This window comes from Salinicola acroporae (genome assembly GCF_003206615.1).
Lineage (GTDB): Bacteria > Pseudomonadota > Gammaproteobacteria > Pseudomonadales > Halomonadaceae > Salinicola > Salinicola acroporae.
Genome location: NZ_PZJW01000010.1, coordinates 1 through 16,439 on the forward strand (window position 1 = coordinate 1; position 16,439 = coordinate 16,439).

Below are 16,439 nucleotides of genomic sequence, written 5' to 3' on the forward strand. Positions count from 1 at the left end.
ACCATCGATGTCGCCTATCGTTTCTTCTCCACCGACAAGCGCAAGTTCATCATCGCCGATACCCCGGGCCACGAGCAGTACACCCGCAACATGGCCACCGGCGCCTCCACCGCGAGCCTGGCGATCATCCTGATCGATGCGCGTCACGGCGTGCAGGTGCAGACCCGGCGTCATAGCTTCATCGCCGACCTGTTGGGAATCCAGCACCTGGTGATCGCGGTCAACAAGATGGATCTGGTCGAGTATTCCCAGACCCGCTTCGACGAGATCGTCGCCGACTATCGCGAGTTTGCCGAAAAGCTGAACGCCAGGGACATTCGCTTCGTCCCCATGTCGGCACTCGACGGTGACAACGTCGTCAATCGCAGCGAGAAGATGGACTGGTACCAGGTCGACGGCAAGCCCGGGCCCGCGATGCTCGAGCTGTTGGAGAGCGTCGAGGTCGCCCACGACTCGAACCTCTCCGATCTGCGTCTGCCGGTGCAGTACGTCAACCGTCCGAACCTCGATTTTCGCGGCTACTGCGGCACCCTCGAAGCCGGTATCCTGCGCCCCGGCCAGGCGATCAAGGTGCTGCCATCGGGCAAGCGTTCCACCGTCGAGCGCATCGTGACCTTCGATGGCGATCTGGAGGAGGCCTATCCCGGCCAGGCGATTACCGTGACGCTGCAGGACGAGATCGACATCTCCCGCGGCGACTGGCTGGTGGCGGCGAACGCCGAGGTGGCACAGTCCAGCGCACTGACCGCCGATATCGTCTGGATGCATGACACCGCGCTCGAGCCGGGTCGTCTCTACGATTTCAAGATCGGCACGCAGGAGATCGCCGGCAAGTTCGCTGCCATCGATTACCAGATCGACGTCAACACGCTTCGCCACCACGCGACCGAAACGCTGCCACTCAACGCCATCGGCCGCTGCCGGGTCGAACTGACTGCGAGCGTGCCGCTGGACGACTACCGCAAGAGCCCGGGAACCGGCAGCTTCGTGGTGATCGATCGGCTGACCAACATTACCGTCGGAGCCGGGCTGATCCGCGGTGCCGTCGAAGGATCGGCCGACGAGGTCGCTGGCAGCGTCGATTGGCGGGCGTTCGAGGTCGAGTTCAACGCGCTGATCCGCAAGCACTTTCCGCACTGGGGAGCGAAGGATATGCGCGAGCTGCTGGAAGATGTCGGACGCGAGGGGCGTTAGAGTCCTGGAACCCCGGACCCCGTGTCGTATCGTCGCCGACCCGATCCCCCGGTGGCGTTTGGTCCCGGGGCCGCGGGGTGTATCATGTTGCTCCGGCCCGACGCTTGCGTCCGCGATTGAAAGGAAATCCTCATGCAGCACGTCAACTGGCAGCTCGATGGCATCGTGTCCCAGCTCCGCGCCACGCGCGAGCAGTGGCGCGCCCAGAACGGTCGCGAGAAGGAGAAGGGCTGCCGGGAGTTGCCGTCGCGGCATCGCATCCGCGAGACGCTGGACTTCCTGAGCGGGGCCATCTTCCCCATGCGCCTGGGTCCATCCGACCTGCGCAAGGAGAGCGAGGATTTCTACGTCGGCCATACCCTGGACCGCGCGCTCAACGCGCTGCACGAAGAGGTGCTGCTCGAACTGCGCTACATGGCGCGGCTCGGCGGTGACAAGGTTTCCGAGCATACGGCCACGGCGACGCAGATCATCCAGGGTTTCGCGGACAGCCTGCCGAGCCTGCGTCGTCGCCTCGACGACGACGTCATGGCGGCCTTCTACGGCGATCCAGCGGCGCGCAGCGTCGATGAAGTGCTGCTCTGCTATCCCGGCGTTCATGCGGTGATCTATCATCGCATCGCGCACTACTTCTACCAGGCGGGGGCCGGGCTGGTAGCGCGGATCATCGCCGAGCTGGCCCACTCCGATACCGGTATCGACATTCATCCCGGCGCGCAGATCGGCGAGGGATTCTTCATCGATCACGGCACCGGCGTGGTGATTGGCGAGACTGCGATCATCGGCAATCGCGTGCGTCTTTACCAGGCGGTCACGCTGGGCGCCAAGCGTTTTCCGGCGGATGAGAAAGGGCATCTGGAGAAAGGCTTGCCGCGCCACCCCATCGTCGAGGATGACGTGGTCATCTATGCAGGTGCGACCATTCTGGGTCGCATCACGGTCGGCAAGGGGTCGATCATCGGCGGTAACGTCTGGCTGATCTGCAGTGTGCCCCCCAAGAGCAATATCACCCAGGCCAACGCCCAGTCGGGGCCCTGTCCCTAGGCAACGCGTCTTAACCCATGGGCTTGCGCGCGATCAGCGTGGCCCGGCGCGGTGCGGGATAGCCTTCGATCGTCTTCGTTCGGTCGTCCGGGTCCAGAAAATCGGCCAGCGAATGGAAGGTCATCCACGCCGTGGCGCGCTGTTCTTCGAGAGTGGTAACGGTCTCGTCGACGCAGCGAATGGCTTCGAAGCCGCTGCGGTCGAGCCAGTGCGCCAAGGCAAGCGAAGAGGGCAGGAAGTAGACGTTGGGCATGCTGGCGTAGCGTTCGCCAGGCATGAACACGGTACGCTCATCACCCTCGACGACCAGGGTCTCCAGCACCAGTTCGCCGCCGGGTACCAGAGCGTCCTTCAACTGGCGCAGATGGTCCAGCGGCGAGGCGCGGTGATAGAGCACGCCCATCGAGAACACGGTGTCGAAGGCGGCGAGCTTTTCCGGCACGTCCTCGATGCCTACCGGCAGGAAATGGGTGCGGTAGTCATCCGCCTCGCCGACGAAGTGACGCACCGCCTGGAACTGGTAGTAGAAGCGCGGCGAGGGGTCGATCACCAGTACGAAGGCGGCACCGGCGCCGGCCATGCGCCAGGCGTGGTAGCCGTTGCCGCCACCCACGTCGAGCACCCGCCGTCCGGCCAGTGGAGAGAGGTGTGAAGCTACGCGCTGCCACTTCCAGTCCGAGTGCCACTCGGTATCGATCTCGACACTACCGAGCCGGTAGGGCCCCTTGCGCCACGGCATCAGGATGCGCAGCAGGTTGTCGCAGCGGCGGCGATCGGCGTCGCTCAGCTCGACGTCCACCGCCACGGTGTCGCCATTCAAATCGACGTCTCGCCTCGCTGGGAGCTTGGGCAGCTTGGCCACGGCCTTCTCCCACGCCGGCAGATCACCGTGGCGCTGGCGGTCGAGCCCGCTGGCGAGCTGCTCGGGCAGGGCGGCCAGCCAGCGGGTCAGGCCCTGGTCGAGAAAGGCCAGGTAGAGGCGGCGCTCGGCCTCCGCGAGGGTGGAGGGGATCGCGTCAGGCATCCCGGATGGCCGCCTTCGCCCCAATGAGCGCGTCCTTGTCCTTGAAGGCGACGAGAGAGGCGAAGTTGAGATACTGGAACCAGGTCGTCACCCGCGAGAATCCGGCCTGCGTCAGACGCTCACGATGCGCGGCCAGTGTATCCGGCACCAGCACGTTCTCCAGAGCCGTGCGTTTCTGACTGATCTCCATCTCGCTATAACCGTTGGCGCGTTTGAAATCGTGGTAGCGCTCCACCAGCCAGGCGTTCTCCTGTTCGTCTTCCGCGACGATCTTCTCGGACAGCACCAGGATGCCGCCGGGCTCCAGCGCCGCGAACAGCTTGGCAATGACGGCATCGCGATCCGCCGGTGGCAGGAACTGCAGGGTGAAGTTGAGCACGATCATGCCGCTGGCTCGATAGTCCAGCCCACGGATATCGCCCTCGACGAACGCCATCCGGTGGTCGGGGCTCTCGACGGCAGCGATTTCCCGGGCGCGGCCGATCATCGTCGGGGAGAGATCGATGCCGGTCAGTTCGAAGGCATCGGCGGGCAGCCTCCCGGCCAGCGCGAGACCGACCGCCCCCAGCGAGCTGCCCAGGTCGTAGACGTGGGCGCCATGGCGCAGGTGGCGTTCGGCGATGACGCCGAGCATGCCGAGAATCTGGCCATAGCCGGGGATCGAGCGCCGGACCATATCCGGGAAGCAGGCCACGACCCGCTCGTCGAACGAAAAACTGGCCACGCGATCGAGGGGTGTCGAAAAGATGGCGTCACGGTAAGATGCGTCAGTCATTGCCGGAAGATATTCTTAATTGGGAGAGCGTGGAGCGAGCGAAGCGACTGTGGCATGCCCGCCGCGGCCATAGTGTACGTTTTGCGTCTCTTCGCTGCACGTGACAAGGAGAGCCATAGATGTCGATTCGTGAAACCCAGGCATGGAAAGCGCTCGAGCAGCAGCTCGAGGATGGCATGCGGGATATTCATCTGAAGACCCTGTTCCAGCAGTCGCCACGTTTCGAAACGTTCTATCTGGAAGCCGCCGGGATCCAGATGGACCTTTCCAAGCAGCGCTGGACGACGGAAGTCCGGGAAGGGTTGCTCTCGTTGGCACGGGATGCCGGCGTGCCCGACGCGATCCAGCGCCTGCTGTCGGGCGAACGGGTCAACCGGACCGAGGACCGACCCGCGCTGCACACGGCGCTGCGTCTGCCACGCGAGGCCCAGCTCGAGGTCGAGGGCATCGACGTGGTCGGCGAAGTCCACGCCACCCTCGACAAGATGGAGACGCTGGTCAACAAGCTGCTCAACGGGCAGTGGCGTGGTGCCACCGGCAAGCCGATCACCGACGTGGTCAACCTTGGCGTCGGCGGTTCGGACCTGGGGCCGTTGATGGTCACCTCCGCGCTGACCGACTTCGAGCCCGACGACGTGTTCGAGGTATCGACGCACTTCGCCTCGACCATGGATGGCTCCCAACTGGCGGACTTCCTGAGCTGGCTCAATCCCGAGACGACCCTGTTCATCCTGTCGTCCAAGTCCTTCGGCACCATCGATACGCTCTCCAACGCCTCCACCGCGCTGGACTGGATCGCGACACGCCTGGGCGGTGACGAGGCGCTGATCAAGCGCTTCCACTTCGTTGGCGTTTCCACCAAGCCCGAGAAGATGACCGAGTGGGGCATCGACCCCGCCAACCAGCTGCTGTTCTGGGACTGGGTCGGCGGGCGCTACTCGCTATGGAGCGCCATCGGCCTGCCGATCGCCATCCGCGTCGGCATGGACAACTTCCGCCAGCTGCTGGCGGGGGCCCATGCCATGGACGAGCATTTCCGCACTGCCGACCTGGCGGAAAACCTGCCGGTACAGCTGGGATTGATCGGCATCTGGAACGTCAACTTCCTGGACATCCGCTCCCATGCGGTACTGCCCTACGACGGCCGGCTCAAGCACCTGCCGGGCTATTTCCAGCAGTTGGAGATGGAGTCCAACGGCAAGTCGGTGACCAATGGCGACGCCGTGGTCGACTACTCCACCTGCCCGGTGATCTGGGGCGAAATCGGGCCCAATGGCCAGCATGCGTTCTATCAATTGCTGCACCAGGGTACGCAGCCGGTGGCGTGCGATTTCATCGCCCCGGTCAATCGCTACAACGATGTCGAGGACGAACGCTTTCGTGACGATCTGATGGCCCAGCACCGGCTGGCGTTGGCCAACTGCTTCGCGCAGTCCCGGGTGCTGATGCTGGGCGACGATGCCGTGAAGTCCGAGAGCACGCCGCCCAGCTACATGCGCTACCGTGGCAACCAGCCCTCCTCCACGTTGATGTTCGACAGCCTCAATCCGGCCACGCTGGGTGCTCTGATCGCTCTCTACGAGCACAAGGTGTTCGTCCAGGGGGTGATCTGGGACATCGATTCGTTCGACCAGTGGGGTGTCGAGCTGGGCAAGAAGATCGCCACCGAGACCGAGGAGATCATCGCCACGCAGAGCGGTCTGGATAGTCTCGACGACTCCAGTCGCGGATTGATCGAGGCGATCTGGAGAGGGCAGGCGTCCCGGTGACGGTGTGGCAGCTCAGGGGCGGCCGGTGCTAGCCGAACCGACCCCGGCCGTGCACCCCGTCAGGGCGCTGCTCTACCTGCACGGCTTCAACAGCAGCAGCGCTTCGCCCAAGGCCCGGCTGGTCAAGGCGGCCTGCGAGGCGCTGGCGCGTCACCAGGGACGTTCTTTCGCCTGCCTGACGCCGGACCTGTCGCACCGCCCGGATCTGGCCCTGGCGCAGGCGGAGGCGGCCCTGGAGGCCTTGGGGCACGAAAACACGCTGATGGTCGGCAGTTCCATGGGCGGCTTTCTGGCCACGCTATTGGCGGAGCGCTATGGCTTGCGCGCCGTGCTGATCAACCCGGCGGTCAGGCCGGCCCGTTTCGTGGCCGATTACCTGGGCCAGACGCTGGTCAACGAGGCGTCCGGCGAGCGTTTCACGATCGACAATAGCTATTTCGATCAATTGACCTCGCAGCAGTGGGAACGCATCGTGCATCCCTCGCGCTATCTGCTGCTGCTCGGTAGTGATGACGAGACGCTGGATTGTCGTGACGCGGTGCGTGCCTACGCCGGCAGTCGCACGTTGATCCATCCCGGTGGCGATCACGGTTTCGAGGTGCTGCACGACTATCTGCCGGTGCTGTTCGCCCACGGCGGCTGGCAGGTTCCGACCCCGTTTTCGATATCGTGATCCTGGCCAGCCGACGGCGAGCGGCGAAACCGATACTGGATATTTGACCAGTCGTGTATGATCGTCGCGACGCTGACCCTGTGAACATTGATCCAGTCAACACGGCGAGACCCTGCATGACGCAATACAGTGCTAGCTCCATCGAGGTACTCTCCGGCCTCGACCCGGTCCGGAAACGGCCGGGTATGTATACCGACACCTCCCGTCCCAACCACCTGGTGCAGGAAGTCATCGACAACAGCGTCGATGAGGCGCTCGCGGGGCATGCGCGCGAGATTCGCGTCGTGCTGTTGGCGGATGGCGGGATCGAGGTTTCCGACGACGGGCGGGGCATGCCGATCGATGTGCACCCCGAGCACGGCGTGACCGGGGTGGAACTGATCCTGACGCGGCTCCACGCCGGCGGCAAGTTCTCCCAGTCGAGCTACCGCTTCTCCGGGGGGCTGCACGGGGTTGGCGTCTCGGTGGTCAATGCGTTGTCGACCCGCCTCGAGGTCGAGGTGTGTCGCGAGGGCAATCGCTACGGCATCGCCTTCGAGAAGGGCGAGAAGGCCGAGGAGCTCTCGGTCATCGGCAGCTGTGCCAAGCGGGCAACGGGCACGGTCGTACGGTTCTGGCCGGAAGCGGAATACTTCGACAGTGCCAAACTCTCGCTGCCGAAGTTGAAGCACCTGCTGCGGGCCAAGGCCGTGCTTTGCCCTGGTCTCAAGGTGGTGCTCAAGGAGTCCGACGGCGCCGAGAACGTCTGGCAGTACGAAGACGGCCTGCGCGATTATCTGGCCCAGGCGGTCGACGGTTTCGAGGTGCTTCCGGCGTCGCCGTTCACCGGTCATTTCGAGGACGACGAGCAGGGCGTTGACTGGGCGATCCAGTGGCTGCCGGAGGGCGGCGAACCGGTGCTGGAGTCCTACGTCAACCTGATTCCCACGCCGCTCGGCGGTACTCACGTCAACGGGTTTCGCAGTGGTCTGCTCGAGGCGGTGCGCGAGTTCTGCGAGTACCGCAGCCTGCTGCCGCGCGGCGTCAAGCTGAGCCCGGAGGATCTGTGGGAGAAAGTGTCGTTCGTCCTCTCGATCAAGATGCTCGACCCGCAGTTCGCCGGTCAGACCAAGGAGCGCCTGTCGTCGCGCACGGTGGCGGGGTTCGTCTCCGGCGTGGTCAAGGATGCCTTCTCGCTGTGGCTCAACCACCATGTCGACCAGGCCGAGCAACTGGCCGAACTGGTGATCAATGCCGCCCAGCGACGCCAGAAGAGCGCCAAGAAGGTGGCGCGCAAGAAGATCACCTCAGGACCCGCCTTGCCCGGCAAGCTGGCCGACTGTTCCGGTCAGGATCCGGTCTCGAGCGAGCTGTTCCTGGTCGAGGGGGACTCCGCCGGGGGCAGCGCCAAGCAGGCGCGCAACCGCGAGACCCAGGCGATCCTCCCGCTGCGCGGCAAGATCCTTAACACCTGGGAAGTCGAATCCGCCGACATCTACAGCTCGCAAGAAGTTCATGACATCGCCGTGGCGATCGGCCTCGATCCGGGTAGCGACGACCTCTCCAAGCTGCGCTACCACAAGGTCTGCATTCTCGCCGATGCCGACTCCGACGGTCTCCACATCGCCACGCTGCTGTGCGCGCTGTTCGTGCGCCACTTCCCGGCCCTGGTCGATGCCGGTCACGTCTTCGTCGCCATGCCGCCGCTCTACCGAATCGACCTGGGCAAGGAGGTCTTCTATGCCCTCGACGAGAGCGAGAAGGCGGCGACGCTCAAGCGCCTGGAGGGCAAGCGGGGCACGCCCAACGTGCAGCGTTTCAAGGGCCTGGGCGAGATGAGTCCGCTGCAGCTGCGCGAGACCACCATGGCGGTCGATACCCGGCGGCTGGTCCAACTGACCCGGGAACTCAACGACGGCACGCTGGAGATGATGGACATGCTGCTGGCGCGCAAGCGGGCGGGGGACCGCAAGAGCTGGCTGGAAGACTATGGCAACCTGGCTGAGATCGAAGTCTGACCCGGCTTCGCCGGGAGCTGTAAGCCGTAAGCGTTAAGCTGTAAGCACCCTCATGAGTACTGGTTTTTCTTACAGCTTACGGCTTAAAGCTTACAGCTCATCACAGCAGTTGTAGGGGGCGCTGCCCTCGACGATTCCACAATCGTGAACAAGGTCAAAATCGTATGACCATGGATATTCAGGTGGCGGAGGGCGACGTCGAGCGCCTCTCGCTCAAGGAGTACACCGAGAAGGCGTATCTCGATTATTCGATGTACGTGATCCTCGACCGGGCGTTGCCGCACATCGGCGACGGCATGAAGCCGGTGCAGCGGCGTATCGTCTACGCCATGCGCGAGCTATCGCTGAACGCCAATGCCAAGTACAAGAAGTCGGCGCGTACCGTCGGCGACGTATTGGGTAAATTCCATCCCCATGGCGACAGCGCCTGCTACGAGGCGATGGTGCTGATGGCGCAGTCGTTCAGTTACCGCTACCCGCTGGTCGACGGTCAGGGCAACTGGGGAAGTCCGGACGATCCCAAGTCCTTCGCCGCCATGCGCTATACCGAAGCGCGGCTGTCGCGCTTCTCCGAGACGCTGCTGGCGGAGCTGGGGCAGGGCACCGTCGACTGGACGCCCAATTTCGACGGCACCATGAACGAACCGGCGGTGCTGCCGTCGCGACTTCCCCACGTGCTGCTCAATGGCGGTACCGGCATTGCCGTCGGCATGGCCACCGATATCCCGCCCCACAACGTGGTGGAGGTGGTCGAGGCGACCTGCCACCTGCTGCGCCAACCCGAGGCCAGCGTCGCCGATCTGATGGCGTATCTGCCGGCGCCGGACTTCCCGACGGATGCCGAGATCATTTCGCCGGCCAGCGATCTGCGCAAGCTCTACGAAACCGGCCGCGGCTCGGTCAAGTTGCGTGCCCGTTACGAGCGCGAGGACGGCAATATCGTCATCACCGCGGTACCGTACCAGGTCAGCGGGGCCAAGGTGCTGGAGCAGATCGCCGCGCAGATGCAGGCCAAGAAACTGCCGATGGTGGCGGATCTGCGCGACGAGTCGACCCACGAGACGCCGACCCGGCTGGTGATCGAGCCGCGCTCCAGCCGCATCGATGTCGAGGGGCTGATGGCGCACCTGTTCGCCACCACCGATCTCGAGAAGAACATCCGTGTCAATCTCAACGTGATCGCTCTCGATGGCCGGCCGCGGGTGATGCCGCTGAACGAGATGCTCGGCGAATGGCTGATATTCCGGCGTACCACGGTGCGCCGGCGTCTGGAGCACCGCCTCGGCAAGGTCGAGGATCGGCTGCATATCCTCGAAGGCCTGCTGGTCGCCTACCTCAATATCGACGAAGTGATTCGCATCATTCGCGAGGAGGACGAGCCCAAGCCGGCGCTGATGAGCGCCTTCGGCATCAGCGATCGCCAGGCTGAGGCGATTCTGGAACTGCGCCTGCGTCATCTCGCCAAGCTCGAGGAGATGAAGATCCGTGGCGAGCAGGATGAACTCGAGGCCGAGCGCAAGCGCCTGAAGAAGCTGCTGGGCAGCGAGTCGGCCATGACCGATCTGATCGAGGAGGAGCTGCGCGAGGCGGCCGAAAACTACGGCGATGCCCGCCGCTCGCCGCTGGTCGAGCGTGCCGAGGCCAGGGCGCTTTCCGAGGTCGAGCTGGTCGGCGCCGACCCGGTTACCGTGGTGCTGTCCGAAAAAGGCTGGATCCGGGCCGCCCGGGGTCACGATATCGATCCCGCCGGACTCTCCTACAAGGCGGGCGACAAGTTCCATCTCGCCGCCCGCGGCAAGACCAACCAGCCGCTGGTACTGCTCGATGACAGCGGTCGCAGTTACACCCTCTCCGCGCACAACCTGCCTTCGGCGCGGGGGCAGGGGGAGCCGGTGACCGGGCGAATCAATCCGCCGGCCGGATCGTCGATGATCGGGCTGATGCTCGATGTGCCCGACGCGCGCTATCTGCTCGCTTCCGATGCCGGCTACGGTTTCGTGGTCAAGCTCGAGGATCTGCTCGGCAAAAACAAGGCGGGCAAGGCGGTGCTGTCGGTGCCTGCCGGCTGCAACGTGATACCGCCGCAGGCGATTCCCGCGGGCGACAACGTTCGGGTGGCGGTGGTGTCCAACGAGGGACGGCTGCTGGTTTTCGCTCTGTCCCAATTGCCGGAGATGGCCAAGGGCAAGGGTAACAAGATGATCTCGATCCCCGGTCAGCGGGCCGCCAATCGCGAGGAGTTCGTGCGCGACCTGGTGTTGCTGCCGGAGGGTGCGGCGCTGATCGTGCACGCCGGCCGGCGCAAGCAGACGTTGAAAGCGGGCGATCTCGACTACTATGCCGGTGAGCGCGGCCGTCGAGGCAGCAAGCTGGCACGTGGCTTCCAGAAGGTGGACCGGCTCGAGGTCGAGTCCTGAGGGTCATGGCCGTCGAGCATTGTCACCAGCGATGAACGACGACGCCCCCTCTGCCATGGTTGACGATTGGTTGAATCTATAAAGAAAGGGCGCCTCCGGGTGCCTCGTGGGGAAAAGATGTCACAACGTTTTGTGGTGCGAGCCACCGGTCCGGCGCGGCCTGGCCAGACGGCTGCGCTGGGTACGGCACTGGCCAGTGCCAACTGCCGCCTGCTGGACTTGAGCCAGCACGTCGCCTTCGGTGAGGTGACGCTGGAGGCGCTGGTCGAGACCGCCGACGATCTCGGAGCCGTGCTGCCGACGGCCGGCGACGTGTTCGGACTGGACTGCCGGGTCGAGAAGGTGTCTGCCGAGAGTGAAGCGCTATGGGCGGACGTGGCCAGGGACGCTCGCTGGGTGCTGACCCTGATGGCGCCCCGGTTGTCCGCGGAGGTCATGGCGGAAGTCGGTGCGCTGACCGCCGAGCACGGGTTGATCATCGAACGTGTCAAACGGCTGTCCGCCGCGAGCCAGCTCGACGCGGACGCCTCGCCGGTCGGCGCCGGCGCTTGTCTGGAGTGGCGGCTTGGCGGTGCGATAGACGATTCGGTGTCACTGCGCGAGAAGGTCCTGGCGCTGAGCGAGCGCTTCGGCGTCGACGTGGCGCTGCAGCGATCGAATGCCTGGCGCCGGCATCGTCGACTGGTCTGTTTCGACATGGATTCGACGCTGATCCAGGCTGAGGTCATCGACGAGCTGGCGCGCCGACATGGCGTCTACGAGGAAGTCGCCAGCGTGACCGAGCGTGCCATGCGTGGCGAAATCGACTTCCAGCAGAGTTTTCGCGAACGCATGAGCAAGCTCGAGGGCCTGGACGAGTCGGTGTTGGCGGAGATCGCCGAGTCGTTGCCGCTGATGCCAGGGCTGGAGCGACTGATGCGCTATCTCAAGCGTCTGGGTTACCGGACCGCAATTCTCTCCGGCGGGTTCACCTATTTTGCCCGTCACCTGCAGCAGCGCCTCGGTTTCGACGAGATCCACGCCAACGAGCTGGTGATCCGCGACGGCAAGGTGACCGGCGAGGTCGCCGAGCCGATCGTCGATGCCGGGCGCAAGGCGATGATGCTCAGGCAGATCGCCGAGCGCGAGGGGTGGGACCTGGCCCAGACCGTGGCCGTGGGCGATGGCGCCAACGATCTCGAGATGCTGGCGGTGGCGGGCCTCGGCGTGGCCTTCCACGCCAAGCCGCTGGTGCGTCGGCAGGCACAGCAGTCGGTCTCCACCCTGGGGCTGGATGGCTTGCTCTACCTGCTCGGCTACTCGGAGGCGGAGCTGGAAACACTGTCGGTCTGAAAGTGCCTCGACACGATGGATGAACCGGCACGGCATCATCGCCGCACCAGTTCATCCATCGACTATCCATCCGCGCCTATCGGCCTGGCCGGTTTTCCAGTGTCTTCCCGCTTCCCCTTTTCTGCGCTTTTCCCCGCCTAGCCACGCTCGTGCTCGCCCTAGATGGCGCTTTTCTTCGTGGCACTGATCGATCGCGACTGCCCCGTCCGCCTTCTGCCTGCCATCCATCCATGAGATTCCCTTCGTCGTCGGTGATGACGGGCTCGGCTCACGCACCGTCGCCGGGATAATGCTCATCGCCATGTCGGCGCAGCGGTTGCAATAACTTCTCAAGTGTAATTTTTTACCACATGCATATGAGAATTAATCCCATTTGTGGTAAAAAGGCTGCTGTCCAGATTCAGGGACACGGGCTGAGACTTCGACGTCGTAATGTTCAAGGGAAAACATCCAATGGCTTGGTTCACAAGCAACAAACCGACGCTGCGTGGCAATACCGTGCGCTGGCTGGCACTTTCGGTGGTGGCCGTATCGATGAGCGCGGCCAACCTGATGACCGTGGACAGCGCGCTTGCATCGACCCATCCCACCGTGGCCCAGCGCCTCCAGGTGGAGGGCAATCTCTACGAGATCGCCTTCGACCCGCAGCGTCATCAGCTCTATGCGGCGACGATCGGCAACAAGATCGTCGCCGCCAATGGCAGCCAGCGTGAGGTCAAGCCGGGCATCCTGGTCATGGATGGCGATACTCTCAGTGTCATCCGGCGTATCGAAACCGGGGATGTCAGTCCTTTCGGCCTGGCCATCAACGCCGAAACGCGCAAGCTCTATACCACCGACACGCTGGGTGGCGCGGTCGCCGTCTACGATATCGACGACGGTGAGCGCACTGCACTGATCCACGCGCCGGAAGGGCAGGCGAGCCACGTGCGTCAGGTGGTGGTCGATCCGGTCCGCGACAAGATCTATGTCAGCGTGGTGGGTGGCTTTTCTCGCGGTGACGAGCAGGCACCGCCCAGCGCGATCTGGGTGATCGACGGCGAGACCGACACCCTGGCGCAGGTGATCGACAATCCGGTCCAGATCGCTACCGGACTCGCGCTCGATGCCACTAATCAGCGCCTCTACGTTGCCGACATGGCCAACTCGGAAGTCGCGGAGATCGACCTCGACGACGGCGAGGTGCTGCGCACCTTCTCGGCGCAGCCTCCCGCCAAGACGGGGCCACACGCGCCGAGCGTGGAAGAGGGCGCGGGCACCATCAATCTCGAGCTGGATGCCAAGCGCGGCCTGCTGTACGCGGTCAATCAGAAAGCCGGAGGCGTCGCGGTGATCGACCTCGATTCCGGCGAGATCGTCGACGACATCCAGACCGGGGCTGGCGCGCTGAGCGCCAAGCTCAATCCGCGCACCGGCGATCTCTTCGTCGCCAACCGGGGCGATGGCACCATCGCGGTCGTCGACGGCGACACGCGCCAGGTCAGTGCGTATCTCCCCGGTGGTACCTACCCGCAAACCGTTGCCATCGCCCCGGAGCGCGGCGACGTCTATGTCAGTAACAAGGCAAAGGGCCGTGGACGCGGCGCGGCCGACGACGTGCCGACACCGTTCGAGCCCGGTGGCAATACCGTCATTCGCATCGAGCCCTGATCGCAAGCAGTGCGCTGCGTGGCCGACTTTCTGCGAGCCGGCCCACTTTTCATCGATGGCTCGCAGTCTTCGCGGCGAGCCATCTCACCACCCCCGGAAGGTATCCATGTCGGGAACGCCATCCCACTCTGCCGCCACCCAGGTCGCTGATGAGGCGATGAGTTTCGTGCCCGCTCCCATCGGCCTGAACGCAGTCGCCTTCGTTGCCCTGGCGGGCACCATGGCGATGATGGCCTTCGTCGCGGTCATTGGACCGTTGACCCGTCTACTGGGGCTATCCGAGTGGCACGCAGGGTTGTCGATCACCGCCGCCGGTGCGTTGTGGATGCTGTCGGCGCGGCGGTGGGGCGAATACAGCGACCGCGTCGGCAGGCGACGTGTCCTCATGATCGCACTGGCGTGCTTTACCATCATCTGCGCTTTGCTTGCCGTTTTCGTCGACCGTGCCCTGGAAAATCCGCCAAGCGTCATCGTCTCGGTGACCGTGATCGTCGGTGCGCGAGCGCTGATCGGGCTCGTCTATGCCGCTGTGCCGCCGAGCGCAGCGGCTCATATTGCCGACCAGGTCGCGCCCGATCGCCGGACCAGTGCGATGGCACGACTCGGCGCGGCCAATGCCATTGGCATGGTCGTCGGTCCCATGATCGCCGGCTGGATCGCCATCTACGACCTGTCGGTAGTGCTCTACGTCGCCACGCTGCTGCCACTGGTGTCACTGCTGTTGGTCGGTTGGCGGCTACCCGATGCCCGCCGGCCGGCATCACGTACGCCAGCCAAAACTGCCGTGGGCTGGTGGGACGGGCGTCTGCGCCTGCCGATCTACGCCACCTTCGTCACCGTGATCTCGGTGACCGTGACACAAGTGACGATCGGCTTTTTCGCCATCGATCGTCTCGCGCTCTCCGCAGCGGATGGCGCTCGCGTCGCCGGCTTCGCGCTCACTGCCGTCGGTGGCGGCCTGATCGTGTCGCAGTGGTCGATGACGCGACTCACCTGGCCACCATGGCGCTGGCTGTTGCTGGGCGCGCTGCTTGCCAGCATCGGGTTCGCCGCCGTCTCGCTGATCGTCGCGCAGTGGCAGCTTTTCGCAGCCTACGCGATCGCCGGTGTGGGTATGGGGCTGATTCGGCCCGCGCTACAGGCGATGGCCGCCAACGCGGTCGAGGCGCACGAGCAGGGCGCGGCGGCGGGGCTGGTCGCATCCATTCAGGGTATCGGCATGGTCGTCGGTCCGCTGGCTGGCACCGTGCTCTATCGCTGGTCGCCCAGCGCTCCTTATCTTCTCGTCGGCGTGTTGTTGTTGGGTCTTGCGATTGCCGCATGGCGGCATCGCGTCAGTTCAGTGGGAGAAACGTCATGACAGTCGTGTCACCCCGTCGCGGTGGCGACGTAACGCCAGTACACACTCACGAAGCAACCTTCATGCTTCGCGCCAGCCAGCATCATCTGAAGACCCGTGGGCGTCGCGCTCAGCTCCCCCGCGGCCCGGCGACCACCTTGGGCAGCCGGGTGCATGCCTTCTTTGCCCAAGCCTATCCTGGTCCGGCGCTGCTGGTCGGTGCCATGCCGTTCGATCGCAACGCCGAGGATGCGCTTTATCAGCCTGACGCGGTGTTACCGGCATCTTCGACGGTGTCTGCCGTGGCGCCGGCGCTCTCCGGCGCGCCGGTGGCCGAACCCAGTCCCGATGGCTACGCCGAGATGGTGGCACGCTGCGTCACGCGCCTGCGTGATGACGAATCCACCCTGAGCAAGGCGGTCCTGGCACGCAGCCTGCGGTTCGAGGCGCGGGCTCCGGTCGATCCGCTGGCGCTGGCCGGCTGCCTGGAGCGTGATCCCAGTGTCACGACCTATGCCGTGCCTTTGCCGGTGAATGCCGGCGACGCCCCTGCCTGGTTGGTGGGTGCGTCGCCGGAGTTGCTGCTTTCTCGGCGCGGTCTCAGCGTGACGTCTCACCCGTTGGCTGGCTCGGCGCGACGCTCGAGCGATCCCGAGGAGGATGCGCAAATCGCCCGTGCGCTACAGGCCTCGACCAAGGATCTGACCGAGCACCGCTATGTGGTCGACGCGATCGTCGATGCGCTAACGCCGCTCTGTAGCGAGCTGGAGGCCCCGGATGTGCCGACGCTGCACGCCACCGAGACCATGTGGCATCTGGGCTCGCGAATCGAGGGCAGGCTCAAGTCGCCCGCGCCCTCCAGCGCCGAGCTTGCGGGTTTGCTGCATCCGACACCGGCGGTTTGCGGCACGCCGCGACAAACCGCGATGGAGGTGATTCAGTCGCTGGAGCCCATCGAACGCGGTTTCTATGCCGGTGCCGTGGGTTGGGTCGACGCGCAGGGTGACGGTGACTGGTACGTCGCGATTCGCTGTGCCCACGTACAGGGGAAGCATCTGCGTCTGTTCGCCGGGGCCGGCATCGTCACCGACTCGACGCCGGCGCTGGAGGTCGAGGAGACCGCGGCCAAGTTCATGGCGCTGCTGCACGCGCTCGGCATCGAGGAGGTCACGACACGCCGTGACGCCGTCTCCGCCCGATGACTTATCTACCCACCGTCAAGGTC

12 protein-coding genes are annotated in these 16,439 nt (G+C 64.7%); 10 read left to right on the top strand and 2 right to left on the bottom strand.

Annotation, left to right across the window (positions count from 1 at the left end):
• Both DOM54_RS14800 and epsC read left to right on the top strand, forming a co-directional pair.
• The coding region (locus tag DOM54_RS14800) for a GTP-binding protein (protein ID WP_110717088.1) at positions 1–1,194 on the top strand (1,194 nt) is incomplete at its 5' end.
• Between the two features lie 132 nt (positions 1,195–1,326).
• The gene (gene epsC / locus DOM54_RS14805) at positions 1,327–2,238 is read left to right on the top strand and encodes a serine O-acetyltransferase EpsC (protein ID WP_110717089.1); all 912 of its coding nucleotides are present in this window, start codon (positions 1,327–1,329) and stop codon (positions 2,236–2,238) included.
• A 10-nt stretch (positions 2,239–2,248) separates the two neighbouring features.
• Here epsC and cmoB read toward each other — a convergent pair whose 3' ends face one another.
• Positions 2,249–3,262 (bottom strand): tRNA 5-methoxyuridine(34)/uridine 5-oxyacetic acid(34) synthase CmoB, encoded by a 1,014-nt coding sequence (gene cmoB, locus DOM54_RS14810; protein ID WP_110717090.1) that lies wholly within the window; start codon positions 3,260–3,262, stop codon positions 2,249–2,251.
• Positions 3,255–4,037, bottom strand: coding sequence for a carboxy-S-adenosyl-L-methionine synthase CmoA (gene cmoA / locus DOM54_RS14815; protein ID WP_110717091.1), 783 nt, complete (start codon positions 4,035–4,037; stop codon positions 3,255–3,257). The genes cmoB and cmoA overlap by 8 nt, the downstream gene beginning before the upstream one ends.
• A 119-nt stretch (positions 4,038–4,156) precedes the next feature.
• On the opposite strand from cmoA, the gene pgi reads away from it, so the two are divergent.
• The 8 genes from pgi (at position 4,157) to DOM54_RS14855 (ending at position 16,416) form a co-directional block, all read left to right on the top strand.
• The gene (gene pgi / locus DOM54_RS14820; RefSeq protein WP_110717092.1) at positions 4,157–5,806 is read left to right on the top strand and encodes a glucose-6-phosphate isomerase; all 1,650 of its coding nucleotides are present in this window, start codon (positions 4,157–4,159) and stop codon (positions 5,804–5,806) included.
• Positions 5,807–5,831: 25 nt separating this feature from the next.
• Positions 5,832–6,479, top strand: a complete 648-nt coding sequence (locus tag DOM54_RS14825) for a YqiA/YcfP family alpha/beta fold hydrolase (protein WP_110717238.1) — start codon at positions 5,832–5,834, stop codon at positions 6,477–6,479.
• 116 nt (positions 6,480–6,595) lie between these two features.
• Complete coding sequence (gene parE, locus DOM54_RS14830) at positions 6,596–8,476, top strand: DNA topoisomerase IV subunit B (RefSeq protein WP_110717093.1); 1,881 nt, start codon at positions 6,596–6,598, stop codon at positions 8,474–8,476.
• A gap of 164 nt (positions 8,477–8,640) precedes the next feature.
• Entirely contained in the window at positions 8,641–10,893 is a 2,253-nt protein-coding gene (gene parC / locus DOM54_RS14835) for a DNA topoisomerase IV subunit A (protein WP_110717094.1), read from the top strand.
• 117 nt (positions 10,894–11,010) lie between these two features.
• Positions 11,011–12,225, top strand: coding sequence for a phosphoserine phosphatase SerB (serB, locus tag DOM54_RS14840; protein WP_110717095.1), 1,215 nt, complete (start codon positions 11,011–11,013; stop codon positions 12,223–12,225).
• A 453-nt stretch (positions 12,226–12,678) separates the two neighbouring features.
• The gene (locus DOM54_RS14845; RefSeq protein ID WP_162619891.1) at positions 12,679–13,875 is read left to right on the top strand and encodes a YncE family protein; all 1,197 of its coding nucleotides are present in this window, start codon (positions 12,679–12,681) and stop codon (positions 13,873–13,875) included.
• A gap of 106 nt (positions 13,876–13,981) precedes the next feature.
• Entirely contained in the window at positions 13,982–15,235 is a 1,254-nt protein-coding gene (locus DOM54_RS14850) for an MFS transporter (protein WP_206019123.1), read from the top strand.
• The gene (locus DOM54_RS14855; RefSeq protein ID WP_110717097.1) at positions 15,232–16,416 is read left to right on the top strand and encodes an isochorismate synthase; all 1,185 of its coding nucleotides are present in this window, start codon (positions 15,232–15,234) and stop codon (positions 16,414–16,416) included. Before DOM54_RS14850 ends, DOM54_RS14855 begins: the two co-directional genes overlap by 4 nt.
• Positions 16,417–16,439 lie beyond the last annotated feature (23 nt).

Excerpts from the sequence above, each read along its gene's own strand:
- DOM54_RS14850 (WP_206019123.1), top strand. The coding sequence starts at position 13,982 with ATGTCGGGAACGCCATCCCACTCTGCCGCCACCCAGGTCGCTGATGAG.
- pgi (WP_110717092.1), top strand. The coding sequence starts at position 4,157 with ATGTCGATTCGTGAAACCCAGGCATGGAAAGCGCTCGAGCAGCAGCTC.
- parC (WP_110717094.1), top strand. The coding sequence starts at position 8,641 with ATGACCATGGATATTCAGGTGGCGGAGGGCGACGTCGAGCGCCTCTCG.
- DOM54_RS14845 (WP_162619891.1), top strand. The coding sequence starts at position 12,679 with ATGGCTTGGTTCACAAGCAACAAACCGACGCTGCGTGGCAATACCGTG.
- serB (WP_110717095.1), top strand. The coding sequence starts at position 11,011 with ATGTCACAACGTTTTGTGGTGCGAGCCACCGGTCCGGCGCGGCCTGGC.
- cmoB (WP_110717090.1), bottom strand. The coding sequence starts at position 3,262 with ATGCCTGACGCGATCCCCTCCACCCTCGCGGAGGCCGAGCGCCGCCTC.
- DOM54_RS14855 (WP_110717097.1), top strand. The coding sequence starts at position 15,232 with ATGACAGTCGTGTCACCCCGTCGCGGTGGCGACGTAACGCCAGTACAC.
- epsC (WP_110717089.1), top strand. The coding sequence starts at position 1,327 with ATGCAGCACGTCAACTGGCAGCTCGATGGCATCGTGTCCCAGCTCCGC.
- cmoA (WP_110717091.1), bottom strand. The coding sequence starts at position 4,037 with ATGACTGACGCATCTTACCGTGACGCCATCTTTTCGACACCCCTCGAT.
- parE (WP_110717093.1), top strand. The coding sequence starts at position 6,596 with ATGACGCAATACAGTGCTAGCTCCATCGAGGTACTCTCCGGCCTCGAC.